Genomic DNA, 26,926 nt, shown 5'->3' on the forward strand with positions numbered 1-26,926 from the left:
CGGAAGCAGGGCGGCGGTTGGTCCACCATCGGCTGCTTCGTCCCCTTTAGGCCTCGACTATGCCGCCGGCATTGGCACAGCCTATGAGCCAGCCGGTCCGGTTGCATATGCCAGTGCTAAAGAAGCAGGAGCCGCTGTTGCGCGGCTCCCGGGAGGTGGTCAGGCCCAGGTGATCAGGCGGCGGCCGGCCTGCGGCCCGCGGCGGTTGCAAGTTCGCGGATACCGGGCTCGATATGCTGCAGCGCGATCGAGGAGATGCCCAAGCGCATGAAACGCGAAGGCTTTTCGGTGCGGTCGAAGAAGCGGTCGCCCGGCTCGATGATGACGCTGCGCGAGGCGGCGGCCTCGGCCAGTCCGCGGGAATCGGTGCCGCGCGGTCCCTCCAGCCACAGCGACGTGCCGCCGGCCGAGTCGGTCGAACGCCACTCGGGCAGGAAAGCGGAAATCGCATGGACCAGGCGCTTGCGCCGCTCGTCGAAGGCGCTCGACAGCCGCCGCACCAGCGCTTCGTGGTGGCCGAGCGACAGGAACAGCGCGACCGCGCGCTGGTTGTTGGCCGGCGGATGGCGCAGCATGAAGCGGCGCAGCGCCCTGAGTTCGGCGATTAGTCCAGCCGAGGCCACGATGTAGCCAAGCCGCAGGCCCGGAGCCAGCGTCTTCGACATCGAGCCGACATAGATCACGCGGCCGGAGCGGTCGAGGCTCTTCAAGGCTTGCTGCGGCGCCTCGTCGAGAAGCTGGCTGTCATAGCCGTCCTCGATGATGATCTGGTTGTAGCGGTTGGCGCGCGCCAGAAGGTCCTGCCGGCGTTCCGCCGACAGCGGCACCATGGTCGGGCAATGATGGCTGGGCGTGACGAAGACAAAGCCGGAATCGTTGGGAATCGAAGAGGTTACGATGCCGGACTGGTCGACCGGCACCGGCTGGATGTCGGCGCCGGCGAGCCGGAAGATCGAGCGTGCGTCGGGGTAGCCCGGATCCTCCATCGCCACCTTCGAGCCCTTGGTCATCAAAAGCGTCGCCAGCATGTAGAGCGCGTTCTGGGCGCCCAGCGTGACGATGATCTCGTCGGGGTTGGCGAAGATGCCGCGCCTGGGCAGCAGCCGCGCCTGGATCTGCTCGATCAGCAGCGGATCGTCGCGATCGACCATGTCGGAGGCCCAGTTGCGGATCTCCAGCACGGCAAGCGCCATGCGGTTGCACTCGCGCCACTCGGCGGTCGGGAACAGCGCCGGATCGAACTGGCCATAGACGAAGGGGTAGGACGACTTGATCCAGTTCTCGTGCTTGGCCGGCGGCGGCATGTCGCTGGCCGCGATCTGCCGGCGTGCCTTCCAGTCGATCTCGTTGGCCTGGTCGGGCGCCTTCTGGTGCGGCTTGGCCGGCGTCGCCAAAACGTCGGGATTGACGAAATGGCCGCGCCGCTCGCGCGCCACCAGGAAGCCCTGGTCGACCAGTTGCTGGAAGGCCAGCACCACGGTTCCGCGCGCCACGCCGAGTTTTTCGGCCAATATCCGGCATGACGGAAGCGGCATCGAAGCGGCGATCTGGCGGTCGAGAATAGCGGCCACGATCGCCTGGCGGATCTGTGCCTGCAAAGTCTGGCCGGATTCGGCCGAAATCCGGAACAGGCCGGACCATATGGCCGTGTCGTTGCGCTGTGGCATGGGAAATGTTCCTCGATGGCCAGCTTTTTTCGTTTGGCTGGACCAGTCGAATGTAACGGTGGCACAAGGGGTTGCGCCAATCAATTTTTCTGATCTTTGGGATTTATGCCAGTGATCTTTCGGCCTTCGCATCCCGTGTAACGCAGTGCGTCATCGCCGCGTATTGACCGGACGGAATTCGGCTCAATAGTTTGGCGCGACGACACGCGCCGGAAACATCCGGTCTGCTAAGATAATTTAACAGTCCCAGGAGCCCGCCGGTGGATCAGTCAGCCTTCCAAAAACAGCTTGCCGCCTTGCGCGACCATCGCGCCGCGGCAGCCGGCGAGATGCGCCAGGCCTTCGCCGCCGATCCGCAGCGGTTCAAGACGTTCTCCGCCAGCGACGGCGACCTGTTGCTCGACTGGTCGAAATGCGCCGTCGATGCGCGCACGATGGACCTGCTGGAGAATCTGGCTGACGCCGCCGATCTCGAAGGCCGCCGCGCCGCCATGTTCGCCGGCAAGAAGATCAACGTTACAGAGGGCCGCGCTGTTCTGCACACCGCCCTGCGCAACCTGACCGGCAAGGGCATCGTGCTCGACGGGCAGGATGTGAAGGCGGAGGTCATCGCCGTATTGGACGCGATGGGCGCCTTCGCCGACGCGGTGCGTTCCGGCAAGGCGACAGGCGCCACCGGCAAGAAGATCACCGACATCGTCAATATCGGCATCGGCGGCTCCGATCTCGGCCCGGCCATGGCGACGTTGGCGCTGGCGCCCTATCATGACGGTCCGCGCGCGCACTATGTCTCCAACATCGACGGCGCCCATATCCACGACACGCTGAAGGGTCTTTCCGCCGAGAGCACGCTTTTTATCGTCGCCTCCAAGACCTTCACCACGGTCGAAACGATGACCAATGCGCAGACGGCGCGCGACTGGGTCCAAAAGGCGCTCGGCAAGGAAGCGATCGGCAAGCACTTCGCCGCTGTCTCGACGGCACTCGACCTGGTGGCGAAGTTCGGCATCGAGCCGGACCGCGTCTTCGGCTTCTGGGATTGGGTCGGCGGCCGCTATTCTGTGTGGGGCGCCATCGGCCTTCCCGTGATGATCGCCATTGGTCCACGCGATTTCCGCGCCTTCCTCGATGGCGCGCACGAAATGGACGAACACTTCCGCACAGCGCCGCTGGCCAAAAACCTGCCGGTGCTGCTTGGCCTTGTCGGCTGGTGGCATCGCGTCGTTTGCAAATACCCGGCCCGCGCGGTCATCCCCTATGACCAGCGCCTGTCCAGGCTGCCGGCCTATCTCCAGCAGCTCGACATGGAATCGAACGGCAAGAGCGTCACCCTGGACGGCGGCCCCGTGGCGACGCCGACCGGGCCGCTGGTCTGGGGCGAGCCCGGCACCAATGGCCAGCACGCCTTCTTCCAGCTCCTGCACCAGGGAACCGATTTCATTCCGGTCGAATTCCTCGCCGCGGCGAACGGCCACGAGCCGGAGCTGAAGCACCATCACGACCTGCTGCTCGCCAACTGCCTGGCGCAGTCGGAAGCCTTCATGAGGGGCCGCACGCTGGAGGAAGCGCGCGCGCAGATGCTGTCCAAGGGCATGAAGCCGGCCGATGTCGATCGCATTGCCCCGCACCGCGTCTTCTCCGGCAACCGGCCCTCGGTGACCATTCTTTATCGCAAGCTCGACCCGCGCACGCTCGGCCGCCTGATCGCTCTCTACGAACACCGCGTCTTCGTCGAGGGAACGCTGTTCGACATCAACTCCTTCGACCAATGGGGCGTCGAGCTCGGCAAGGAACTGGCCACCGGCCTTCTGCCAGTCGTGGAAGGCAAGGAAAGTGCCGCAAAGCGGGATGCCTCGACCGCCGGCCTGGTGGAACACATCCACCATTTGCGTGGTTCGGAGTGACTGAGTTGGCAGACATCAAGGGAATATTGTTCGACAAGGACGGAACGCTTGTCGACTTCAATGCGACCTGGCTCGGGGTTGCCGACTTCATGGCCATGGACGCCTCCGAAGGCGACCGCTGGAAGGCCGACAGGCTGCTTGCGGCCGCGGGCTTCGATTTCGCCAACAGGCGCTTCAAACCCGACTCCATCTTTGCCTCCGGCACCAATCTCGACGTCGTTGAATTGTGGTTTCCGCGCCTGTCCGACGAAGACCAGATGCTGGCCGTCGCCCGCTTCAACCAGATCACCTCGGTGCAGGGCTCGGCGATGGCGGTGGCTCTGCCGGGCATCGTCGAAACGCTCGGCACCTTGCACGCAAGGTCCTATCGGCTCGGCGTCGCCACCAACGATTCGACCAGCGGCGCGGAAAAAACGCTGGTGACGCTCGGTGTCGCGCAGCTGTTCGACGCCGCCTACGGCTATGACGCGGTGGCCAATCCCAAGCCGGCGCCGGATACGATCCAGGCCTTCTGCGATCTCACCGGCCTGAAGCCGACGCAGGTCGCCATGATCGGCGATAACCGCCACGATCTCGAAATGGCGCGTGCCGGCGGCTGCGGCCTGGCGGTCGGCGTGCTCTCGGGCACCGGCACGCGTGAATCTCTGGCCGGAATTGCCGACGTGATCCTGGATTCGGTTGTCGACCTGCCGGATTTCCTTTCAGCGCGGGTCAAGGAGACGATCTGATCTCGTCGCTAGCGGCGTCTCGGCTTCGAAGGAAAAGACGCCGCTCGGCCTGCTTGCGGCGCCCTTCGCGTCGCCGAAATCCGGCACCTGATATTCGGCGAGCAGCCTGAGCCGCGACAATGGTAGATCGGCGCGGCGCGGGTCGCCGATCAGGACCTCGACGCCATCGGCAAGGCAGCGGTCGAGGAAGGGGATCATGCGTTCGGCGACATCGGGTCCGTAGAACACGTCGCCGGCCAGCACAAGGTCGACCGCCGGTGGCGGACCGTTGGTAATGTCTTTGCAGATCACCGAGATCGTGACGCCGTTGTCTTTTGCATTGAGACCGAGCGCGGCGACGCCGTTTCGGTCGATCTCGGCGGCGATCACTTCGCGGGCCCCGGCCTTCGCGGCAGCGATGCCGACAATGCCGGAACCGGCACCAAGGTCGAGCACGCGGCGTCCCCCCACGGTCATCGGATGGTCGAGGACATAGCGCGCGAGCACGGTGCCGCCGGCCCATGCGTAGGCCCAGTAGGGCGGTTGTGGCTCCGGTGCATCTTCCGCATCGCCTTCGGGCTCGACGAGCCGTCTCAATCCGCTGCTGGGGTGCGCCGTGTAAAACCGGATTTCTGGAAGCGCAGGCGCAGGGACAAGGCGCATGTTGGCCTTGATGAACTCGGCCGGGTCGAGGCGCTGGCGCCGGTCCGGCGCATCGTCGCCGGCAAGATCGTGGTCCAAGCCGGCTCCTATTCGCGCAATGCGCGCCGCAGGATCTTTCCGACCGGCGTCTTCGGCAGTTCTGTCCTGAATTCGATGTATCTGGGCCGCTTGTAGCCGGTCAGGTTCTCACGGCAATAGGCGGTGATGGCCTCGGCGGTCAGCGCCTGGTCCTTCTTGACGATGAACAGTTTCGGCACTTCGCCCGAATGCTCGTCCGGCACGCCGATTGCCGCCACTTCGAGCACGCCGGGATGCAGCGCCACGACTTCCTCGAGCTCGGTCGGATAGACGTTGAAGCCGGAAACGAGGATCATGTCCTTCTTGCGGTCGACGATCTTGGTGTAGCCGCGCTCGTCCATGAAGCCCATGTCGCCCGACTTGAAGAAGCCGTCCTTGGTCATCACCTTGGCGGTCTCGTCAGGCCGGTTCCAGTAGCCCGCCATCACCTGCGGCCCCTTGATGCAGATTTCGCCGACCTCGCCGAGCGGCAAATTGTTGTCCTCCTCGTCGCGGATGGCGATCTCGGTAGACGGCAGCGGCAGGCCGATCGTGCCGGTGAATTCGCCGGAGCTGAACTTGTTGGCCGTTGCCACGGGCGACGTCTCCGACAGGCCGTAGCCTTCACTGACCGGGCAGCCCGTCAGCGCCTTCCAGCGCTCGGCGACGCCCTTCTGCACCGCCATGCCGCCGCCCAGCGTCAGGAGCAGCGGCTTGAAGTCGAGCTTGCGGAAATCCTCATTGTTGAGCAGCGCGTTGAACAGCGTGTTGAGGCCTGGAAAGATATGGATCGGATACTTGCCCATTTCCTTGACGAAGCCGGGGATGTCGCGCGGGTTGGGGATCAGTATGTTCTGTCCACCCATTTGCATGCCCATCAGCGCATTCACGGTCAGCGCGAAGATATGATAGAGCGGCAGTGCGCAGATGAGGTTGAGATGGGCGGGTTTTGGCTTGACCGTGTAAGCGTCCTGCAGCCACAGCGAATTCTGCGCGACATTGGCCAGCACGTTGCTGTGCAGCAGGATAGCACCCTTCGAGATTCCCGTGGTGCCGCCGGTATATTGCAGGAACGCGATATCGTCGGCCGCCACCTTGGCCGGCTTGAAACCCATGCCGCTGCCCACCTTCAGCGCCGCGTTGAACTTGACATGGCCGGGCAATGACCAGGCCGGCACCATCTTCTTGACGCGGCGCACCACCAGATTGACGATGCTTCCCTTGAGCCCGCCGAGCATGTCGCCCATGGCCGCGACGACGACGTGCTTGACCGACGTCCTGGCGATCACCGCTTGCAAGGTGCTGGCGAAGTTCTCCAGGATGATGATCGCTTGTGCCCCGGAATCCTTGAGCTGGTGTTCCAGCTCGCGCGGCGTGTAGAGAGGGTTGACGTTGACCACCGTGTAGCCGGCGCGCGCCACCGCCATCATCGCCACCGGATATTGCAGCACGTTCGGCATCATCAGGGCGACGCGTGCGCCTTTGGGCAACCCGGTCGATTGCAGGTAGGCGCCGAACGCCGCCGAAAGCCGTTCGAGTTCCGCATAGGTGATCGACTTGCCCATGCAGGTGAAGGCCGGCTGGCCGGCAAATTGCTTGCAGGCGGCGACGAGGAAATCGCCGATGGAGCTGTAGGGCAGGGCGCCGATCTCGGCCGGCATGTTCTTCGGGTAGCTTTCCAGCCAGGGCTTTTCCGGCAAGCCTGCGGCAAGGGCGGTGAGCGCTTTCGGCAATCGCTTGGCGGCCGCCGGTCTCGAGGCCGCCGGTGCCGGCTTGGCCACGGATGCGGCTTGTGCGGCCCCAGTCTTGCTAGTCCGGGTCGCCCCGGTCTTGCTCGCGCCAGTCTTCGTCGTCCCGGCCTTGGTCGAACTGGTCTTTGTCGTCCCGGTTTTAGCAGTTCCGGCCTTCGCCGACGTCTTTGCGGGGACGGCTTTGGCCGCCGGCTTCGCGGCCGGTTTGACAACAGCGTCCGCCTTGCCGGCGGAAGGTTTCCCTGCGACCTTTGCCTTTGTGCTCTTTGCGCCCTTTGCGTTCTTGGCAGGGGGCGTTGGCTGCTTGTCGGCGCCCGCGGCCGGCTTCAGGGTCGCCTTGGCCGTCTTCGGCGGAGCCGTCCTGTTCGATGCTTTTGCCAACCGTCCCTCCCTGTTTTGTTCGCCCCTGCCGCGCTCGCCTCCTGCTAAGAGAGGCGTCCCCCGCTGCCGACGGTGCCTTGTCTATGTATGGCCTCTATCGGCGGGCGTGCAAGCCTTGCCCCAGCGGCAAGCCGTCGAAAGATTTGCCGCCGAAAATCTTTCCCGCCACGGGCGCAGCGGCCCTGCATCGTCCGGCATCCCCGGTCATATGAAAGCGGGCGCGACGTTGATCTCGTAAGATTGGTGATCAATAAAAAAATGCGGTCGTTAATAATGTTGTGAATAGAAAAAAATACTGAATTTTTCCATTTTTTTGCGGAGAGGAGGATTTTTTTCCCGCTTACCATGGGGTAGGCAAACTGGGTGTTCCAAAGCCGGAGAAACGGTGCTTATATGCGCGCTTCGCGAGCCTGATAGAGGGGCTTGGAAAAACATCAGGGAGTGCTCAATGAGGAAGAAACTGACTTTTGCAGCCGCGTTGCTGGCTGCAAGCGTCCTGGGCGGCGTGGCCAACGCAAAAACCTTGGTCTACTGCGCCGAAGCTTCGCCGGAAGGCTTTGACCCGGCGCCCTACACCGCGGGACAGACGTTCGATGCGTCTTCGCGTACGGTCTTCAACCGCCTCGTCGAATTCGATCATGGCAAGACAACGGTCTCGCCGGGCCTGGCCGAAAGCTGGTCCATTTCCGACGATGGCAAGGAATACACGTTCAAGCTTCGCAAGGGTGTGAAGTTCGCCGCTACCGACTATTTCACCCCGACGCGCGACTTCAACGCCGACGACGTGGTGTTCTCGTTCCAGCGTCAGGTCGACAAGAACGGCCCCTGGTTCCAGTACATACCGGGCATTGCCTACCAGTATTACAATGACCAGTTCGGCGACAACATCACCAAGGTCGAGAAGGTCGACGACCTGACGGTGAAGTTCACCCTCAAGGAGCCGGCGATCACTTTGATCCCGACGCTGGGCATGGACTTCGCCTCAATCGTTTCCAAGGAATATGCCGACAAGCTGCAGGCGGACAAGACGCCTGAACTGTTCAACCAGAAGCCGATTGGCACCGGCCCGTTCATCTTCGTCGATTACCAGACCGACGCTGCCATCCGCTACAAGGCCAACCCCGACTATTGGGGCGGCAAGCAGAAGATCGACGACCTTGTCTTCGCCATCACCACCGATCCGGCGGTCCGTGCGCAGAAGCTGAAGGCCGGCGAATGCAACATCATGTCCTACCCGGCGCCGGCCGACATCGCCGGCCTTCAGGCCGATCCGAACCTGAAGGTCGACGAGCAGGAAGGCCTCAATGTCGGTGCGCTGATGTACAACACCCAGCAGAAGCCGTTCGACGACGTGCGCGTGCGCAAGGCGCTCAACATGGCCATCAACAAGAAGGCTATCATCGACGCGGTCTTCCAGGGCGCCGGCCAGGTGGCCGTCAACCCGATCCCGCCGACCATGTGGTCCTACAACAAGGACGTGAAGGACGATCCGTACGATCCGGATGCGGCCAAGAAGATGCTCGAAGAGGCCGGCGTCAAGGACCTCAAGATGAATGTCTGGGCCATGCCTGTGTCGCGCCCCTACATGCCGAACGCGCGCCGCACCGCCGAGCTGATCCAGGCCGACTTCGCCAAGGTCGGCGTCACAGTCAACATCGTCAGCTACGATTGGGGTGAATACCTCAAGCGCGCTTCGGCGGTCGATCACGACGGCGCCGTCATCGTCGGCTGGACCGGTGACAATGGCGATCCGGACAACTTCCTCGGTGTGCTCTTGAGCTGCGCTTCCGTCGGTTCGAACAACCGCGCGGAATGGTGCAACAAGGACTTCGATGCGCTCATCAACAAGGCCAAGACGGTTTCCGACCAGGCCGAGCGCACCAAGCTCTACGAACAGGCGCAGGTCATCTTCAAGGAACAGGCACCGTGGGCGACGCTCGCACACTCCAAGGTGTTCATGCCGATGCAGAAGACCGTCTCCGGCTTTGCGATGGATCCGCTCGGCATCCATCGCTTCGACGGCGTCGATATCGCCGAATAAGGTTCGCGAAACGGGGCGGCGCCACAGCGCCGTCCCACCTCGCCCGCCATGCTGCGTTATATCCTCGGCAAGCTCGCCCTCATCGTCCCGACCTTCATCGGGATAACCATCCTCGCCTTCGGCTTCGTGCGCATCCTGCCCGGTGATCCGGTGCTGGTGCTCGCGGGCGAACGCGGCCTGTCGCCCGAACGTCACGCTGCGCTGATGCACCAGTTCGGCTTCGACCTGCCGATCTGGCGACAGTACCTGACCTATCTGGCCAATATCCTCAGCGGTGATTTCGGCACCTCGTTTTCCACCAAGACGCCGGTGCTCAAGGATTTCCTGGTGCGGTTCCCGGCAACCGTCGAACTCGCCATCTTCGCCATGATCTTCGCCATCGTCATCGGCGTCGCCTTCGGCATCTTCGCCGCGATCCGCCGCGGCTCCTGGTTCGACCAACTGACCATGGGAACGGCGCTGGCAGGCTATTCCATGCCGATCTTCTGGTGGGGGCTGCTGCTGATCATCGTGTTCTCCGGCATGCTGCACTGGACGCCGGTTTCCGGCCGCATCGACCTTCTCTATTTCTTCAAGCCGGTAACCGGCTTCATGACCATCGATTCCCTGATCTCCGGACAGAAGGGTGCATTCCGCTCGGCCCTGTCGCACCTCGTCCTGCCCACCATCGTGCTCGGCACCATTCCGCTTGCCGTCATCGCCAGGCAGACGCGGTCGGCCATGCTCGAGGTCCTCGGCGAGGACTATGTGCGCACCGCGCGCGCCAAGGGCCTGGCGCCTCGCCGCGTCATCGGGCTGCACGCTTTCCGCAATGCGCTGATCCCGGTCGTCACCACCATTGGCCTGCAGGTCGGCACGCTCCTGACCGGCGCCATCCTGACCGAGAGCATTTTTTCGTGGCCAGGCATCGGCAAATGGATGATCGATGCTATTTCCAAGCGCGACTATTTCACCGTGCAAGGCGGGTTGCTTTTGATCGCGCTCATCGTCATGTCGGTGAACCTCATCGTCGACGTGCTCTATGCCGTCATCAACCCGCGTATCCGGGCGAATTGACATGACCAACGAAGGCCCTGCCACAATCGAAGCCGCGACCGTCGTCAGGCCGCAGGACGCCCGGCTGCAGATGTTCGCCGAGTTCTGGCACTATTTCTCGATCAACAAGGGCGCGGTGATCGGCCTCTTCGTCTTCGCGCTGCTGATCCTGATCGCCGTCTTCGCGCCGCTGCTCGCCCCGCATTCGCCGGACGACCAGTTCCGCGACTTCTTCCTGACGCCGCCGGCCTGGCAGGCGGGCGGCAACGCCCAGTTCCTGCTCGGTACCGACGCCGTCGGCCGCGACATTCTCTCGCGCCTGATCTACGGCTCGCGCTTCTCGCTCGCCATCGGCTTCGTCGTCGTCACCACGGCGCTGATCTCCGGCGTCATCCTCGGCCTGCTCGCCGGCTACTGCCGCGGCTGGGTGGATACGCTCATCATGCGCATCATGGACATCATCCTGGCCTTCCCGTCGCTGCTGCTGGCGCTGGTGCTGGTCGCCGTTCTGGGACCTGGGCTGGTCAACGCCATGATCGCCATTGCCTTCGTGCTGCAGCCGCACTTCGCCCGGCTCACCCGCGCCGCCGTGATGGCCGAGAAGAACCGCGAATATGTCATCTCGGCCAAGGTCGCGGGCGCAAGCCATCTCAGGCTGATGCTGGTCACCATCCTGCCCAACTGCATCGCGCCGCTGATCGTGCAGGCGACGCTGTCCTTCTCCAACGCCATCCTCGAAGCCGCCGCCCTCGGCTTCCTCGGCATGGGCGCGCAGCCGCCGACGCCGGAATGGGGCACGATGCTGGCCGAGGCGCGCGAGTTCATCCTGCGCGCCTGGTGGGTGGTGACCTTCCCCGGCCTTGCCATCCTGATCACCGTCTTTGCCATCAACCTGATCGGCGACGGCCTGCGCGACGCGCTCGACCCCAAGCTGAAGAGGTCGTGAGCATGTCCCTGCTCGAGATCAAGAACCTCACCGTTTCCTTCGACACCGCCGCCGGTCCGTTCATGGCCGTGCAGGGCATCGACCTGTCGATCGAGCCGCGCGAGGTGCTGGCGATCGTCGGCGAATCCGGTTCCGGCAAATCGGTGGCGATGCTGGCGGTGATGGGGCTGCTGCCCAACACCGCGACCGTCAAGGCCGACCGCATGGCCTTCGACGGCGTCGATCTGCTGAAGCTCAGCCCGTCCGAGCGGCGCAAGATCGTCGGCAAGGATATCTCCATGATCTTCCAGGAGCCGATCGCCAGCCTCAACCCGTGCTTCACCGTCGGCTTCCAGATCGAGGAGGTGCTGCGCTTCCACATGGGCATGGACCGCACCCAGCGCCGCGCGCGCGCCATCGAATTGATGAAGCTCGTCGGCATTGCCGATCCGGAAGAACGGCTGAGCTCGTTTCCGCACCAGATGTCGGGCGGCCAGTGCCAGCGCGTCATGATCGCCATCGCCATCGCCTGCAATCCGAAGCTCTTGATCGCGGACGAGCCGACCACCGCGCTCGATGTCACCATCCAGAAGCAGATCCTTGATCTCCTGGTTTCGCTGCAGGCCAAATACGGCATGGGCCTGATCATGATCACCCACAATATGGGCGTGGTGGCCGAGACAGCCGACCGCGTCATCGTCCAGTACAAGGGCCGCAAGATGGAAGAGGCCGACGTGCTGTCGCTGTTCGAGAGCCCGAAAAGCAACTACACGCGCGCGCTGCTGTCGGCGCTGCCGGAGAACGCGGTCGGCGACCGGCTGCCGACCGTTTCCGACATGCTGTTCGAGCCGGCGCCCTCGGCCGCGGGAGCCTCCGCATGAGCACCACCGTCCTCGAAGGCAAGAACATCGTTCGCGACTACCATATCGGCGGCGGCCTGTTCAGCGGGCCGCGCACGGTGCACGCGGTCAAGGGCGTCTCGTTCACCGTGGACAAGGGCAAGACGCTCGCCATCGTCGGCGAAAGCGGCTGCGGCAAGTCCACGCTCGCCCGCATCATCACGCTCATCGATCCGGCGACATCGGGCGAGCTGTTCATCGACGGCAACAAGGTCGACATCGCCAGGGGCGGATTGACCAAGGAGATGCGCCGCAAGGTGCAGATCGTCTTCCAGAACCCCTACGGATCGCTCAACCCGCGCCAGAAGATCGGCGACGTGCTGGGCGAGCCGCTGCTGATCAACACCGACAAGACGGCCGCCGAGCGGCGCGACCTCGCCATGAAGATGCTGAAGAAGGTCGGCCTCGGTCACGAGCACTACAACCGCTATCCGCACATGTTCTCGGGCGGCCAGCGCCAGCGCATCGCCATCGCCCGTGCGCTGATGCTGAACCCGAGCCTTCTGGTGCTGGACGAGCCGGTCTCGGCGCTCGATCTTTCGGTGCAGGCGCAGGTGCTCAACCTGCTCGCCGACCTACAGGACGAGTTCCAGCTGACCTATGTCTTCATCAGCCACGACCTCTCCGTGGTGCGCTACATCGCCGACGACGTGATGGTGATGTATTTCGGCGAGGCGGTCGAATACGGCTCGCGCGACGAGGTCTTTTCAGACCCCAAGCACAGCTACACCAGGACCCTGTTCGCCGCCACGCCGCGCGCCGACGTCGCCAGCATCAAGGCGAGGCTGGCGAAGAAGAAAGCGGCGTGACTCCAATTCGTCATCCTAGGGCGGAGCGCCGCAACGCGGTGCGGAGACCCTAGGATCCATGCCGTTATCTCAGCCGAAAAGCGCTGCGGAGCAGGTTGTGCACCGTGGTAATGCTCGCATATCACGGCATGAATCCTCGGGTCTGCGCCGCGTCGCTCCGCTCCTTGCTCCGCCCGTGGATGACGAAACGGAGGCAGTCACGCCTCCGGTTTCTCTCGCGAAAAGGGTCGAGCGCTACGACAGCTTCGCGATGACAGCCCGCAGCGCTTCACCGAAACGCCTGACTTCCTCGACCGTATTGTAGTGCACCAGCGAGGCGCGGATGGCGCCGCTGTCCATCGACAGGTTGAGGCGCTTCATCAGGCGCGGGGCGTACATGTGGCCGTCGCGAATGCCGATCTGCATCTCGGCCATTTCCTCGACGATCCGCTGCGGCGACAATTTGCCGATGTTGAAACAGAAGGTCGGCACGCGTTCGTTGATCCGGGCCTCCTCGGAAACGCCGTAGATTGTTGCCCCGCAGCTCTTCAGCACAGCCAGCATCTCGCGCGCCAGCACCAGCTCGTAGTCGCGGATGGCGCCCATGCCGGCGACGATGTTTTCGCGCCGCGAGCGGTTGTTGGACGGAGCAAGATTGCGGCCGATGAGCTCGAGATACTGCACGGCCGCATCCATGCCCGACACGTTCTCGTAAATGAAGGTGCCGGCCTCGACCTTGTAGGGCGGCTCGTCGGGGATGAAGTCCTCGCGGAAGGTCGGCAGTCGCTTCAGCGTTTCGAAGCGGCCCCACAGGAAACCCATATGCGGCGAGAAATTCTTGTAGCCGGAACAGACGAGATAGTCGCAATCCCATGCCTGGACGTCGATCAGCCCATGCGGCCCGTAATGCACGCAGTCGAGGAACACTTCGGCGCCGGCGGCGTGCGCGATCCCTGCCACCGAAGCGACGTCGACGATCGAGCCGATGGAATGCGCCGTCACCGTGCAGGCGACAAGCCGGGTACGATCGGAAACAAGCGGGCGCAGATCGTCGATATGCAGGTTGCCGTCCTCGCGCATGCGCCACCACTTGAACTTGGCGCCGGCGGATTCGAGTGCCAGCCATGTCGCGATGTTGGCGTCATGGTCCATGTCGGTGACGACGATCTCGTCGCGCTCTCCAAGCATCTGGCCGATGCCGAGGCTGACTAGGCGGATGAACGAGGTGGCGTTCATGCCGAAGCAGATCTCGGATGGGCTGTAGGCATTGATCAGCAGTGCCACGCTTGTCCGCGCATCGGCGACCGATTGGTCAACGGTGACGCTGCGGCCATAGCGGCCGCCGCGCTGCACATTGTGCGATACCAGATGGTTGGTCACCGCATCGAGCACGCTCTGCGGAATCTGCGCGCCGGCGGCGTTGTCCAGGAAGATGAAGTCGCCTGCCCGCTGCAAGGCCGGAAACATCGCCCGGATTCTTTCAACAGGGAATGCGCCGGAAGTGCCGGTCGCATTGGCGGCTTGATGCTTGTTCATGGTCGTCTCCTGCGAAGTGCTCGGTAGAGGGGAAGTTGAAGGCGCGGTCAGCGCGTCTTCTCGGTTTTGAAACGGCCTTCAAGCAGGCTGACGAGGCGAACCATCGGCCACAGGAAGATGAGATAGACCAGGGCTGCGCCGATCAGCGGCGAGGGATTGGCATAGAGCGACTGTGCATTGGTCGCTTCCTTCAGGAGTTCCGGCAGCGCCACGGTGGAGGCGAGCGAGGTGTCCTTGAACATCGAGACGCAGTTGCTGGTCATCGGCGGGATGACGACGCGCACCGCCTGCGGCAGCACCACCTTGCGCAAGGTCAAAAGGAACGGCAGGCCGAGCGCCTGCGACGCCTCGAACTGGCCGCGCGGAATGCTTTCGATGCCGGAGCGGAACACTTCCGCCGAATAGGCCGACATGATGATGGCGAAGGCCGTTACGGCGGAAGCCCAGGACGATAGGCGGATGCCGAGGAAGGGCAGCGCATAATAGATCAGGATCAGCACGACCAGCACCGGCAGCGCGCGGAAGATATCGGTGTGGCCGACCGCCAGCCACCGGAGCGGCTTCGGCGCATAAAGCCGCAACAGGCTGATCACCAGGCCGATGGGGATGCCGATGCCGATGCTGAGCAGGCCGAGCAGCAGCGTGTTGAGAAAGCCGCGCAGCAGCGCCGGCAGACTGGACGCGATGACGTCGGCGTTGAAGAAGGTATCGAGCAGCGACATGGGAGGCTTTCCCGAACCGTTTGGCGTCCCTTGACGCCGGAGCAGAGGTCCGGAACAGCGAAAGCGGTTTTGCCGCGCCGCGCTGGTTCCGGGAGACTATGTATCAAACGGAACGTGCCGGCCTTTCGAGCCGGCACGTTCTCCTTGGCGGCCGCCGCTCAGGCCTTCGGCACCGGCATTTCCTTGGCGGTCGAGGAATCGGCGGGCGCGTCGCTGCCGAACCACTTCTTGTGGATCGCGGCCAGCGTGCCGTCCTTCTTCATTGCCGTCAGCGCGTCGTTGAGCTTGCCGAGCAGCGGGTGGTCCTTGGTCATCATCAGCCCGTACTGTTCGCCGGTCTTGATGCGTTCCTTGACGGTGAGATCCTTCATCTTGGTGAAGGAGTACTGCATGCCCGGAATGTCGCTGACAGCCGCGTCGATGCGCCCGGCGCTGAGGTCGAGCAAAAGGTTCTGCTGTGTGTCATAGCCCTTTACGTCGCTGAGGCCATCGGCCTCCTGATGCGCCTTGACCCAGGTCTCGCCGGTCGAGCCGGACAGCACGCCGACGATCTTGCCCTTGAGGTCGGCCTCGGCCTTGATCGGGCTGTCGGTCTTGGTGGCGATGCCCATGTCGGAATCATAGTAAGGCTGCGTGAACGACTGCGACTTCAGCCGCTCCGGCGTGATGGTGATCGACGAGATGGCGACATCGATGCGCTTCGAGGTGGTGGCGGCGAACAGCGCCTGGAAGCCGAGATCGGCGATGTCGGTGGTCATGCCGACGCGCTTTGCCGCTTCGTTGACGATGTCGACTTCAAAGCCCTCGAAAGTGCCGCTCTCGTTCTTGTACTCGAAGGGCGGGTTGGTCGGGTAGGCGCCGACATTGAGCACATCGGCGGCATAGGCGGTTGCCGGTCCGGCGGCGATGCCGATGGCGGCCGCGAGAAGGATGAGATTGCGACGGGTCAGGCTCATTGTTGGTCCCTCTGGGGTGTTCCCTCTGGTTGTTGATCGGGCGGGCTGATGCCCGCACGGTTTCTTGCCGCCCCACCTCCCAGCGGGGCGTCAATTCATGCTCGCTGCCATACGGTCGGGCGCTGTCCGGTCGCGGCAGACGCACATCGGCGGGAAGGCAAGGTTGGCGATGCTCTCGGTATGCGGATCGCGGATCTGGCGCGCGCACGCCCTCGCACGCATGGCGCGTGCTGGAGGATGACTGGGGGCAGCATGAACGACAAGGACTGAAACCCTTTGATCCCACCCGATGCACCACGATGGATGTCCGGCAAGCCCGTCCGGAACGGCAGTCGCCATCGATCGAGGAATGCTTATCCAAACCGCGGCAGTTTTCAAGGCAAAAGTTTTAAGCTTAAAAAGTTGGCAGCGGCGGCGCCTGGCATACCTTTCGATAGCGCTAGCGGCCGCTCCTGCCCAGTTCGGCATCCGCGCCGGCTTTGCCGGCAGCAGCGCCAGCCCCCAGAAGCATCGTGTCGCTGGCCAGGATGAAGAAACTGGCGCCGAGTGCTGCCCATCGGGCGACATCTTGCGGCTTCGCGCAGAAGATCCCGGATGTCCTGCCATGCGCGATTGTCGCATCGATGATCCTGTGGATCGCTTGCGCGAGTTTGTCGGCGCCTTTGGGGCCGATCGCATCGATCGATACGGAGAGATCGCCGGGCCCGACGAAGATCACGTCGACGCCCTCGACGGCGGTGATCGCCTCGATATTGGCCAGCCCTTCCGATGTCTCGACCTGAACCGCCACGACGATGCTGTCATTGGCTTGAGCGAGATATTCGGAGATGCGGTAGCCATAGCCGGCGGCCCGTCCGGGCCCGACGCCGCGCTCGCCGGTCGGCGGATAACGCGAGGCCTTCACCGCCGCCTGCGCCTGGGCGGCGGTCGAGACGCGCGGGACGAGCACGCCTTGCGCGCCGCTGTCCAATGCCGCGGCGATCGCTTCCGGTGCATGGCCGGGCACGCGCACAATGGCCGGCACGCGATGGATGTCGGCCGCGCGCACCATCGCCTCGATCATGTCGCGCGAAATCTGGGCATGTTCCCAATCGATGCAGAGGAAATCGAGACCGGACTGGGCCATCACCTCGACCGCAACGGGATGCGGAATGGCGGCAAAGGAACCGACGAGGCTTTCCCTGCCGATGCATTTGTGGCGAAACCCGCTCATCGCTCCATCCCTTTGTTGAGCGCAATGCCGGGCTGCTGTTCGGCCTGCTCGGCGGCAGCCTGTGGACCTACCCGACGGCGAAGCTGCTCGCCGGTGATGCCTGGCGGCGGAGCCCGCGCGGGCTGGCCGCCTTTCTCGGCGATGCGTTGGTGCCGGCGCGCGGATGGCTGGAGAGCACCTATCGGTCCGAAACCATACGCGCGCTGTGGGCACCGTGGGTCCTGCATGCCGGACTTGGGCCGGAAGATGCTTTCTCCGGCCAGATCGCCAAGGTCATCGCCTTCGCGCTGGAAGCTGCGGGCGCGCCGATCGTCAAGGGCGGGGCGAAGAACCTGCTGTCGGCCTTCGAGGCGCTTGTCAAAGAGCGCGGCGGGGTCATCTCCACCGAGGCCGACGTTGCCTCGATCATCCTGACCGAAGGTCGCGCCACCGGCGTGCGGCTGGCCTCGGGCGAAACCGTCCATGCGAAGAAGAGCGTCATCTGCTCGGTCACGCCAACGCAGCTTTACGGTCGGCTGCTCGGCAGTGACGGCCCCAAAACCGACGTCGAAGCGACGCAAAAATACCGCTACGGCAAAGGCAATTTCCAGATCCACTATGCCCTCGACAAGCCGCCTTCATGGCGAGGCCAGGGGTTGGACAAGGTGGCGCTGCTGCATCTGACGCCTGGGTTGGACGGGGTATCGAAGGCCTGCAACGAGGCGGTGCGGGGCATGCTGCCCGAAGTGCCGACCATCTGCGTCGGCCAGCCGCACGCGCTCGATCCCTCGCGTTGCCCGCAAGGCAAGGCGATCCTGTGGCTGCAACTGCCCGAGGCTCCCCGTCACATCAAGGGTGATGCCGCCGGCAAGCTGCAGGCACCGGCGGACGGGCAGTGGACCGACGCGCTGCGCGAGGCCTATGCCGATCGCGCCGAAGCGATCCTTGCCAGTCATATCGATGGCTTCAAGGACAGCGTCATCGCGCGCCGCGCCTATTCGCCTGCTGATCTCGAAGCGATGAACATCAATCTGGTCGGCGGCGACCCCTATGGCGGGTCCTCGACCGTCGACCAGTCCTTCCTGTGGCGGCCGTTCAAGACCAGCCGCAATCACCAGACCGGCATCAAGAACCTCTACCATATCGGCGCCTCGACCCATCCGGGCGCGGGCCTCGGCGGCGGCTCCGGCTTTCTCCTGGCGGGGAGACTGTGATGGAGCAGAAAATCGCGGAAAAGCGCCAGCGCATTTCGACCTTGGGCCAGATCGGCCTGCAGCAATTCGCGCCCTATCTGATGAACCGCATCATGGGCCGCTACAACGCCACCTTGCGCGACGATTTCCGCAAGCAGGGCCTGACCATTTCGCAGGTGCGGGCGCTCGCGGTGCTGTCGGTCACCGACGGCGTCACCGTCAACGACCTCTCGGTCTATACGGTGATCGAGCAGTCGACCTTGAGCCGCACGCTCGACACCCTTGAGGGGCAGGGGCTTGTGCGGCGCGAGCAGGGGGTTAGCGACAGTCGCATCCGCCATGTGTTCCTGACCGACGAGGGCCGCACCGAGTTCACCCGTGCCTGGCCGGCCATGCATGACGCTTTCGAGGCCATGTTCGACGATGTCGACGATGCCGAATATGCAGCGCTGATCGCGACATTGCAGAAGATGCTGAAGAACATTCGCAAGCACGACATCTAGAGCTACGCGCCGCCGAAGCCGGGCGGCAACGGAAGGAGGCCAAAAATGGCCGAACGGTCTTTTGCCAAGGAAGTCGAAAAGCTGAGGCTCGGCGCGGGCGAGGAATTTGCCGGCGAAGGCATCCTCGCCATCACCAAGGCGCTGCTGCAATGCGGCGTCGGCTATGTCGGCGGCTACCAGGGTGCGCCGATCAGCCATCTCATGGACGTGCTGGCCGACGCACAGGACATTCTGGGCGAACTCGGCGTGCATTTCGAGGCGAGCGCCTCGGAAGCCACCGCCACCGCCATGCTGGCGGCCTCGGTGCATTATCCGATCCGCGGCGCGGCGACCTTCAAGTCGACGGTCGGCACCAATGTCGCCTCCGACGCGCTCGCTAATCTGGCATCTGGCGGCGTCACCGGCGGCGCGCTGATCATCGTCGGCGAGGACTATGGCGAGGGCTCCTCGATCATGCAGGAGCGCAGCCATGCCTTCGCCATGAAAAGCCAGGTCTGGCTGCTCGATCCGCGCCCGAACCTGCCCTCGATCGTCAAGGCCGTGGAAGACGGCTTCGAGTTGTCCGAGGCCTCCAACACGCCTGTCATGCTGCAGGTGCGCATCCGCTGCTGCCATGTCCACGGTCATTTCACCGCCAAAGACAACAAGCGGCCGCCGATGACGGTGGCCGATGCGCTGGAGGCGCCCCGCCGCGACACCGGCCGCATCGTGCTGCCGCCCGCTTCCTTCCTGCACGAGAAGGAGAAGGTCGCGAAGCGCTGGCCGGCGGCGGTGGATTTCATCAAGAGCCGCAAGATCAACGAGATCTTCGGTTCCGATCACGGCTCCGTCGGCATCGTCATGCAGGGCGGCATGTACAATTCCGTCATCCGCGCTTTGCAGCGGCTCGGCCTTGCCGACACCTATGGCGAGACCGACGTGCCGCTCTACGTGCTCAATGCCGTGTATCCGTTGATCGACGACGAGTTTCTGTCCTTCTGCGAAGGCAAGCAGGCGGTGCTGGTCGTCGAGGAAGGCCAGCCCAACTACATCGAACAGGCCTTTGCCGCCATGCTGCACAAGGCCGGGCGTGGCACCCGCCTGGTCGGCAAGGAGCACCTGCCGATGGCCGGCGAATATACCGGCCAGGTCATGCTCGACGGCATCGGCGCCTTCCTGCGCACCGAGGCGCCGCATCTTCTGCCCGGCGAAGTGCGGGCTCCCAACAAGGTCGGCGACGGCGTCGACACGGCGGACCTGATCAATGTCGTTCCAGGTCGACCGCCCGGTTTCTGCATCGGCTGCCCGGAGCGGCCGATCTTTGCCGCGACAAAACTGGTCGAACAGGAACTCGGCAAGCACCACATCGCGTCCGACATCGGCTGCCACCTGTTCTCGATCATGCCGCCCTTCGAACTCGGCGCCACCACAATGGGCTACGGGCTCGGCCCGGCCTCGGCCTCGGCCTTCAATTCACCCGACGCCAAGCGCCGCTCGATCTCCTTCGTCGGCGATGGCGGCTTCTGGCACAACGGCCTGACCTCCTCGATCGGCAACGCGGTGTTCAACAAGAACGACGGCGTCATCGTCATCGTCGACAATTTCTACTCGGCCGCGACGGGAGGACAGGATATCCTGTCGTCTCGCGCCGGCAACAAGACCAAGTCGACGAAGCATCCCATCACCGAGGCCGTGAAAGGCATGGGCGTCAAGTGGCTGCGCCATGTCGACCGCACCTATGACGTCGGCAAGATGCAGGACACGCTGCGCGAGGCGCTGACCACGGACGAGAAAGGCCCGAAAGTCATCGTCGCCTCGTCGGAATGTATGCTCAACCGCCAGCGCCGCGAAAAGCCCCTGGTCGACAAGGCGATCAAGGGTGGGACGCGCGTCGTCAAGCCGAAGTTCGGTGTCGACGAGGATATCTGCACCGGCGACCACGCCTGCATGCGGCTGTCCGGCTGCCCGTCGCTGTCGGTGAAGTCGCTCGACGATCCGCTGCGCGACGATCCTGTCGCAAGCATCGACCAGAACTGCGTCGGCTGCGGCAATTGCGGCGAGGTGGCGGACGCGGCGGTGCTGTGCCCGTCCTTTTATCGCGCCGACGTCGTGCACAATCCGAGCCGTTGGGACCGCGTCCTCGAGAGCACCCGGCGCGCGGTCATTGGCCTTTTGCAGCGTCGCCGCGAGGGCCGCCGTCTGATGTTCGCCGATGCTTGATCCCAACGCTACACTGCGCCCGAAGGCTGGCGCCGCCGCCGACGAACGCGTTATCAAGCTTGCGGTGCTTGCCGTCGGCGGCCAGGGCGGCGGCGTGCTTGCCGACTGGATCACCGACGTCGCCGAGCGCAACGGTTACGTCGCGCAATCGACCTCGGTGGCCGGCGTCGCCCAGCGCACCGGCGCCACCATCTACTATGTCGAGATGGCCCGTGACACCGGCCGCCTGCCGGTCTTCGCGCTGTCGCCCTCACAAGGCGACGTCGACATTTTGATCGCTGCCGAGCTGATGGAAGCCGGCCGCGCCATTATCCGCGGCTTTGTCACTCCCGACCGCACGACGCTGATCACTTCCTCGCACCGCATCGCCGCCGTATCGGAAAAGATCGAGCCCGGCGACGGCAGGGCGTCGTCGTCGAAGGTGCACGCGACGGCTGAAGCCGCATCGAAGCGCTTCATCGCTTTCGATATGGAAAAGATCGCCGCCGACAGCGGCTCGATGATCTCGGCCAGTCTGCTTGGCGCGCTGGCCGGCTCCGACGCTCTGCCGTTCACGCGCGAAAGCTACCAGGAGGCGATCGGCGCCGGTGGCCGCGGCGTCAAGGCCAGCCTCGCCGCCTTCGCCGCCGCCTATGATCGCGCGCGCGGCACGGCATCATCCGCTGCGCCAAAACCGGCGGAAGCAGCTGTCGTCGGCTCCGCCCTGGCCGCTGGACAGGTGAGTGGCCCGCAAGACCTCCTGCGAGGCTGGCAGGCCCTGGCCGCCCGCATCGACGTGATGCCCGTGGCGGTGCGCGACATGGCGCTGCGCGGTCTGCGAAAGGTCGTGGACTATCAGGACATTGCCTACGGACGCGAATATCTCGACCGCCTGGACAAAGCCGTCGTGCTGGACGGGCCTGATCGAGCCTATGCCCTCTCGATCGCCGCCGCCAAGCATTTGGCGAACGCCCTATGCTACGACGACATGATCCGCGTCGCCGACTTGAAGACGCGCTCGACCCGCGACAGGCGCGTGCGCAAGGAGGTCGGCGTCAGGGATGGCTCGGTCCTGCAGGTGACCGAGTATTTCCATCCGCGCATCGAGGAGTTCTGCGGCACGCTGCCGGCGGGGCTGGGCAGCTACATCGAGAACCGGCCGAAGCTCGCCGCCTTCCTTGACCGTCGCATCAATCGCGGCCGACGCATCCGTACCGATAGTTTTGCCGGCTTCACCGCTCTGTGGTTCATCGGCGGCCTGCGCCGCTGGCGCCGCCGCCTGCTGCGCCACAAGGTGGAAGCCGCACATCTGGAGAGCTGGTACGCGCTGGCGCTGGGCCATGCGCGTGAGGACTATGCATTGGCCGTCGAGATCCTGAACTGCCGCCGGCTGATCAAGGGCTACAGCGACACCCATGTCCGTGCCCAGTCGAAGTTCGACCGCGTGCTGTCGGCGCTCGACCTGCTCAAGGGGCGCGCCGACGCCGCTGACTGGATCAGGCGGCTGCGCGAGGCGGCACTGAAGGACGAGAAGGGCGACATGCTCGACGGCGCCCTCAAGACGGTGGCGACGCTGGGGGCCGGGCCGACACACTGAGGCCGCGTCGCGCCGTCACTGTGTTTCGACTTGTGAATGAAGCGGCGCAGCTTGCGGGAAAAGATGCAGCAGTCCTGAATCGGCGCGGCGGCGCAGATGTGCATCCACCTCGGCCCGGTCAGCACAGCCATGGAACCTGCCGCCGCAATGGTCACGCAACCGCACCAGATCAGACATGACGGGTGACATCGGCAGGCCGGCGGCATCGAGCAGGCTTGCGCTGAGAAAGGCAATATCGAGCGACGCCATATCGGGCATCGGATGACGCAGTGGATGATGGAAGGTCGTGAGGGTGTAGAAGGTGCGATAGGCGAGCGAGTCAAGCTTGGCCAGCGCGTCACTACCTGCGGTCGCATCGACAAACGGTTTGGTCGCCGAGGACTGGTGGTCGCCGAATTCGAGCACCACGGCGCCGCGCCTGCCGGCCTCCGCTTCCCGTTGCTTGAGAAAATCCTGAAGGTCGCCGCGCGCGATCGCCATGCGGCGCAGATATTCGCCGATCTGGAAATCGTCCGAGAAGGGCTCGTCTTCCATCTTCAATCCCGGCTCCATCCGCCCCTCATAGGGCGAGTGCGGAAACATGGTCTGGATTTCGAGGAACAGTGGCCGGCCGTCTTCCCGGCGGTGTCTGGCGATGAATGCCTCCGCCGCGTGGTAATAGAAACTGTCGCGCAGATGGTAGAAGGGCGCGGCGATATCCTTGATGTCGAGGACGTTCTCGAACCCGATCGACTTCAAGAAAGGCCCCTCGTTGACGAAGGTAAAGTCCATCGGCGTCATGGCGGCCGTTCGATAGCCGCAGCGCGCCAGCAACTCCGGCAACGCGCCGGCGACCTTGTCCTGTAGCGTGATCGTCAGATAGGGACTTCGCCAGCCGAAATCGCTGGCCGAAACCCCGGTCATCAAGGACAAATTGCTGATCCAGGTGCCGCCGCCGAACGTCTCGACCTGCATCGGGCGGGGCTCGCCAGCGGCAGGTGCAAATCGCTGCAGGAATCCCGCGCCGCTGGCGATCTGCGGAAAATAGCTTGGATCGGACTGGCTTTCGCTCAACACGAAGAAAATATCGGGAAGCGCTGCCCGGTCGCCGCAGTCGACCGTGTCGGCGAAGGGTGGCTGTGGCGCGATGGCCTGCAGCCGCTGCTCGAACGCCGGCTCGACGACCAGGTTGCGCAGATCCATCAGTGAGATGAAGAAGGCCGACATGTGCCGGCCCTGCATATAATAGAAGTACCGGTCCTTCGAAGCCTCGGCTGGAAAGGTCAGCGGCACCAGTGTGACGAGGAGGGCCAGAAGCAGGGCGCGCGCCGATGCGGGCCAGCCAAGCTTCCGGTCGGCGCGAAAGATCAGGATCGCTGCGGCGATGCCAAGCACCAACACCGCGGCGACAGGCAGGATGAGGTGGAGATAGGAGCCGAGCAGGAAGCGATACACTCCCGGATCCGTGGACACGAAGATCGTGTCGTAGAAGTGCAGCGAGAACCCCTTCATCCGGAATTTGACCGCCGAGATCAGCGTCACCAGGGCAACGGCCATCCAGGCAAGATAGACGGAAAAGGCGAGGCGCCCCGATGTCAGGAACACCGCTCCCGCGAGCGCCCCCACCAATGTCAGCGAGAACGGCACCGACAGCCATTCATGCTCGGCTCGGCCGGCACCAAAAACGCCCGCAAGGCTGATCAGCACCAACGCCAGCGGATGGCAGAAGGCCCGCAAAGGCCCTTGAGGTCGAGATATGGCTTTCCCCACGAACATGTCTTTGCGTTCCTTTGGGGGAGCTTTGTGTCATTTGCAGCTTTCGAACAATTCCATAGTAAATTTAACCTTAATCGCCATCTGCAACCGGAATTCAGACGACCAGATCGCGCATCGGCTTCATCGCCGCGGACTCCGGGAACACCTTGTCGCCGAGCACCGCCGCCGAAAGCCCGAACTGGTCGGCGAGCAGGCCTTTCAGCACCGCCCTGACATCGCTGGTCGGCGCCAGGTCGCGCTGCTCGTAGAGCTGGGCCGGCTTCAGGCCCGGCCAGTCGGCTATGACGCGGCCGCCCTTGATCGCGCCGCCGGCGAGCAGCACCACCGACCAGGGGCGGCGTCCGGCGGCATGGAGCCTTTGGCCGGGATAGCCACGTCAGCTCCTTGTTCAGGCCCAGCGCGGCGCATGAACCCGTTTTCGGCGCGATGCGCTCAGGTCGGATCGGTTGCTGCGGTCGAGGGGGCCAGGCCGGTGAAGCGGCTGGCCCCCGCGCACGCTTACCAGTGACGCCAGCGGTGCCAGACCCGATGTGGGTGCCAGACAGGATGGGGGTGCCAGACGTGGAAGACCGGGCCGGGCCGGTAATAACGCGGATACACAACCCCCCGATTGGGCACGCAGCGCCCCCAGTGGTTGGGATGCCAGCCGGGGCCGCAACCCCATGCCACATGCTCGATCAGCGCCGGGGCGCTTGGCTGGGGCAGCATCGGCGTGGCGGATGCCGCCGCAACGGTCGCGGCCGTTCCGGTCAAGGCAAGCGCGGCGGCCGCCGCGTATTGTGTCAGACGGTTCATGACGATACTCCAAATAGTCTCGAAGTTGAAAACCTGTTCGCACCAAGCGGTCCGGCAGGTGTGCCCTTCTTGCCTTAAACGGCGGCTTCGGCGCATTCCGTCGGTGCTTATGGCGATTTTTTTGGCGCCGGCGGCAGCCCGGCGCGTCTTGTCAGCCCCTCAGCCAGAACGCCGCGATCCTCTGCCGAACTTGCCGCGGCAAACTCGACAATGCGCTGCTCCAGCCGCATGCGCATGGTGACGTCGGCGTTGCGGGCCCGATCGAGCGCGGCCGTCAGCGCTGCCGTGTCGAGGGTGGGCTGCCGCAGCAGGTCGGCGGCCTCGCGCCTGGCCTGCTGGCCGTCGAGGATGACCTGGCGGGATTCGCGCCGGACCTCACGCAACGCCTTGCGGAATATCCTGCGTTCCTGGTCCGGAAGCCGGCCTCCGGCCGCTTCCAGCGAATAGCCCTGGCCCGCCTTGCCACTTCTCAGCCAGACGGCCCCGCCGGCAAGGGCGCCGGCCAGGAAGACGTTCAGCGCCACGGACGCGATGAGGAGCTTGCGGCCCGTGCTCATAGGTTTTCCTCGATGGTGTCGTCGGGACCGGCATCGCCGAACGCCGTCGCATTGGCGTCCAGCACATACTGATCGGGCTGAACCTCAGGCGTGGCGACGATCACCAAAGCCGATCCGGCAACCGCGCCGGCCAGGCCGATGCCGGCAAGTCCGAGCCCCAGCCACCACAAGCGCTGGCGCCAGCGTTGGGCAAGATGCCGGTCGGCAGCCCTCACTATGCCGCCGTGCAGCGCTTTGCCGGGCGCTTCGACGCGATAGCTGTCGAGCAGGGCGTCGAGCTTGCCGGCATCCCTCAGAATGGCCGCGCCCGCGTCGCTTGCGGCAAGGAGGCTGCCCGCCGCGCGTTCGGCCTGTGGCCATCGCCGCAAGTCGCCGCCATAGGCTGCCGCCAGCACGGCAAAGCGTTCGGCATCCATCGTCGGTGCGTCCCTGGATCGGTCAGACATCGGTCTTTCCCTTGCCTGTTGGCCCCTTGCCCGCTGGCATCGCGTGCCCGCACGGCGCGGCGATCATCGGAGCCGGCTGCCAGGCGGTGTCGGCAAGGCGCGAACGCTGCGCCTTCATGGCGGCGCGGTTCTCATTCATGGACATCGTCCCTGGCCAGGATCGCCTGCAGCGCCCTGCGCCCGCGCGAAAGCAGGCTCTCCAGGGCATCGACGCTGATCTCCAGGGTCGTGGCCGCCTCGATGTTCGACATGTCCTGATAGTAGACCAGGATGATGGCTTCGCGCTGCCGCGGCGCGATGGCTCGCAAGGCCTGTTCGACGCGCCACGTGTCTTCCCGCGGCTGGGCATCCGGAAGCGGCGCCGGGTCCATCACCTCCGGCAGATCGTCTGTCACCCATTCGCGGCGGCGGCGCAGCCGGTCGTAGCAGAGGTTCAGCGTCACCCGGTGGATCCAGGTGTCGAAGCGGGCATTGCCGCGCCGCCAGCCCGAGGCATGGCGCCAGAGTCGGACGAAGGTCTCCTGCGCGACATCCTCGGCTTCCGCCGCGTCGCCCAGCATGCGCACGGCAAGCGCCAGGATACGCGGCAGTTTGCGCGCGACCAGCGTTTGCACGGCCGCCGGATCGCCGGCGCCGACACGGCGAACCAGCTCCTCGTCCGGATCCGCGCTCATCGGC

Annotated in this window: 23 protein-coding genes and 2 pseudogenes; 11 read left to right on the forward strand and 14 right to left on the reverse strand. The window is 64.4% G+C overall.

Going from position 1 to position 26,926, the window contains the following annotated elements:
- Positions 1-173: 173 nt before the first annotated feature.
- On the reverse strand, positions 174-1,667 hold the full coding sequence (locus FJ940_RS21715) for a PLP-dependent aminotransferase family protein (RefSeq protein ID WP_140497014.1): 1,494 nt from the start codon (positions 1,665-1,667) through the stop codon (positions 174-176).
- A gap of 260 nt (positions 1,668-1,927) precedes the next feature.
- On the opposite strand from FJ940_RS21715, the gene pgi reads away from it, so the two are divergent.
- Positions 1,928-3,571, forward strand: coding sequence for a glucose-6-phosphate isomerase (pgi, locus tag FJ940_RS21720; protein ID WP_140657869.1), 1,644 nt, complete (start codon positions 1,928-1,930; stop codon positions 3,569-3,571).
- A gap of 5 nt (positions 3,572-3,576) precedes the next feature.
- Complete coding sequence (locus FJ940_RS21725; protein ID WP_140497010.1) at positions 3,577-4,299, forward strand: HAD family hydrolase; 723 nt, start codon at positions 3,577-3,579, stop codon at positions 4,297-4,299.
- On the opposite strand, the gene FJ940_RS21730 is transcribed toward FJ940_RS21725, so the two are convergent.
- On the reverse strand, positions 4,273-5,019 hold the full coding sequence (locus tag FJ940_RS21730; protein ID WP_181171797.1) for a methyltransferase: 747 nt from the start codon (positions 5,017-5,019) through the stop codon (positions 4,273-4,275). The two genes, FJ940_RS21725 and FJ940_RS21730, sit on opposite strands and share 27 nt — an antisense overlap.
- Before the next feature lie 8 nt (positions 5,020-5,027).
- On the reverse strand, positions 5,028-7,130 hold the full coding sequence (locus FJ940_RS21735) for a long-chain fatty acid--CoA ligase (RefSeq protein WP_140657871.1): 2,103 nt from the start codon (positions 7,128-7,130) through the stop codon (positions 5,028-5,030).
- A gap of 448 nt (positions 7,131-7,578) precedes the next feature.
- On the opposite strand from FJ940_RS21735, the gene FJ940_RS21740 reads away from it, so the two are divergent.
- The 5 genes from FJ940_RS21740 (at position 7,579) to FJ940_RS21760 (ending at position 12,839) form a co-directional block, all read left to right on the forward strand.
- Complete coding sequence (locus tag FJ940_RS21740; protein ID WP_140497006.1) at positions 7,579-9,171, forward strand: ABC transporter substrate-binding protein; 1,593 nt, start codon at positions 7,579-7,581, stop codon at positions 9,169-9,171.
- A gap of 48 nt (positions 9,172-9,219) precedes the next feature.
- Complete coding sequence (locus tag FJ940_RS21745) at positions 9,220-10,227, forward strand: ABC transporter permease subunit (protein WP_140497004.1); 1,008 nt, start codon at positions 9,220-9,222, stop codon at positions 10,225-10,227.
- 70 nt (positions 10,228-10,297) lie between these two features.
- On the forward strand, positions 10,298-11,152 hold the full coding sequence (locus FJ940_RS21750) for an ABC transporter permease subunit (protein WP_181171799.1): 855 nt from the start codon (positions 10,298-10,300) through the stop codon (positions 11,150-11,152).
- A 2-nt stretch (positions 11,153-11,154) separates the two neighbouring features.
- Positions 11,155-12,012 carry an ABC transporter ATP-binding protein gene (locus FJ940_RS21755; protein ID WP_140657873.1) on the forward strand — a complete coding sequence of 286 codons (858 nt, stop codon included), beginning with the start codon at positions 11,155-11,157 and terminating at the stop codon, positions 12,010-12,012.
- Positions 12,009-12,839, forward strand: coding sequence for a dipeptide ABC transporter ATP-binding protein (locus tag FJ940_RS21760; RefSeq protein WP_140556803.1), 831 nt, complete (start codon positions 12,009-12,011; stop codon positions 12,837-12,839). The genes FJ940_RS21755 and FJ940_RS21760 overlap by 4 nt, the downstream gene beginning before the upstream one ends.
- Before the next feature lie 234 nt (positions 12,840-13,073).
- Here the strand turns inward: FJ940_RS21760 and FJ940_RS21765 are convergent, their stop codons facing one another.
- From FJ940_RS21765 to FJ940_RS21780, 4 genes are all read right to left on the reverse strand, one after another.
- Entirely contained in the window at positions 13,074-14,354 is a 1,281-nt protein-coding gene (locus FJ940_RS21765; RefSeq protein WP_140523731.1) for a cysteine desulfurase-like protein, read from the reverse strand.
- 47 nt (positions 14,355-14,401) lie between these two features.
- A complete protein-coding gene (locus FJ940_RS21770; protein WP_140657875.1) occupies positions 14,402-15,076 on the reverse strand; it encodes an amino acid ABC transporter permease in 675 nt (224 codons plus the stop codon).
- 158 nt (positions 15,077-15,234) lie between these two features.
- Positions 15,235-16,032 (reverse strand): ABC transporter substrate-binding protein, encoded by a 798-nt coding sequence (locus FJ940_RS21775; protein WP_140496991.1) that lies wholly within the window; start codon positions 16,030-16,032, stop codon positions 15,235-15,237.
- A 439-nt stretch (positions 16,033-16,471) separates the two neighbouring features.
- Positions 16,472-17,245, reverse strand: coding sequence for an HpcH/HpaI aldolase/citrate lyase family protein (locus tag FJ940_RS21780; RefSeq protein ID WP_140496989.1), 774 nt, complete (start codon positions 17,243-17,245; stop codon positions 16,472-16,474).
- A 14-nt stretch (positions 17,246-17,259) separates the two neighbouring features.
- Between FJ940_RS21780 and FJ940_RS21785 the strand changes: the two are divergent.
- The 4 genes and pseudogenes from FJ940_RS21785 to FJ940_RS21800 all read left to right on the forward strand — a co-directional run.
- A pseudogene (locus FJ940_RS21785) lies at positions 17,260-18,438 on the forward strand (NAD(P)/FAD-dependent oxidoreductase); the annotation flags it as partial.
- Positions 18,438-18,920, forward strand: a complete 483-nt coding sequence (locus FJ940_RS21790) for a MarR family transcriptional regulator (RefSeq protein ID WP_140496955.1) — start codon at positions 18,438-18,440, stop codon at positions 18,918-18,920. The pseudogene FJ940_RS21785 and the gene FJ940_RS21790, both read left to right, overlap by 1 nt.
- Positions 18,921-18,965: 45 nt before the next feature.
- On the forward strand, positions 18,966-21,119 hold the full coding sequence (locus FJ940_RS21795; protein WP_140496953.1) for an indolepyruvate ferredoxin oxidoreductase subunit alpha: 2,154 nt from the start codon (positions 18,966-18,968) through the stop codon (positions 21,117-21,119).
- Positions 21,112-22,695, forward strand: coding sequence for an indolepyruvate oxidoreductase subunit beta family protein (locus FJ940_RS21800; protein ID WP_140496951.1), 1,584 nt, complete (start codon positions 21,112-21,114; stop codon positions 22,693-22,695). Before FJ940_RS21795 ends, FJ940_RS21800 begins: the two co-directional genes overlap by 8 nt.
- 15 nt (positions 22,696-22,710) lie before the next feature.
- Here FJ940_RS21800 and FJ940_RS21805 read toward each other — a convergent pair whose 3' ends face one another.
- The 7 genes and pseudogenes from FJ940_RS21805 to FJ940_RS21830 form a co-directional block, all read right to left on the reverse strand.
- Positions 22,711-24,450, reverse strand: a complete 1,740-nt coding sequence (locus tag FJ940_RS21805) for a sulfatase-like hydrolase/transferase (protein WP_246671072.1) — start codon at positions 24,448-24,450, stop codon at positions 22,711-22,713.
- Positions 24,451-24,544: 94 nt separating this feature from the next.
- Positions 24,545-24,778 (reverse strand): annotated as a pseudogene (locus tag FJ940_RS21810) (hypothetical protein); the annotation flags it as partial.
- A 170-nt stretch (positions 24,779-24,948) separates the two neighbouring features.
- Complete coding sequence (locus tag FJ940_RS21815) at positions 24,949-25,245, reverse strand: hypothetical protein (RefSeq protein WP_140657877.1); 297 nt, start codon at positions 25,243-25,245, stop codon at positions 24,949-24,951.
- A gap of 107 nt (positions 25,246-25,352) precedes the next feature.
- Positions 25,353-25,802 carry a periplasmic heavy metal sensor gene (locus FJ940_RS21820; protein WP_140657879.1) on the reverse strand — a complete coding sequence of 150 codons (450 nt, stop codon included), beginning with the start codon at positions 25,800-25,802 and terminating at the stop codon, positions 25,353-25,355.
- Positions 25,799-26,248: a hypothetical protein gene (locus tag FJ940_RS21825; protein ID WP_140657881.1), complete on the reverse strand. Its 450-nt coding sequence runs from the start codon at positions 26,246-26,248 to the stop codon at positions 25,799-25,801. Before FJ940_RS21825 ends, FJ940_RS21820 begins: the two co-directional genes overlap by 4 nt.
- Positions 26,241-26,387 (reverse strand): hypothetical protein, encoded by a 147-nt coding sequence (locus FJ940_RS28540; RefSeq protein WP_181171798.1) that lies wholly within the window; start codon positions 26,385-26,387, stop codon positions 26,241-26,243. Before FJ940_RS28540 ends, FJ940_RS21825 begins: the two co-directional genes overlap by 8 nt.
- Positions 26,380-26,922, reverse strand: coding sequence for an RNA polymerase sigma factor (locus tag FJ940_RS21830; protein WP_140657883.1), 543 nt, complete (start codon positions 26,920-26,922; stop codon positions 26,380-26,382). Before FJ940_RS21830 ends, FJ940_RS28540 begins: the two co-directional genes overlap by 8 nt.
- Positions 26,923-26,926 lie beyond the last annotated feature (4 nt).

It is taken from the genome of Mesorhizobium sp. B2-3-7 (assembly GCF_006442695.1).
GTDB lineage: Bacteria > Pseudomonadota > Alphaproteobacteria > Rhizobiales > Rhizobiaceae > Mesorhizobium.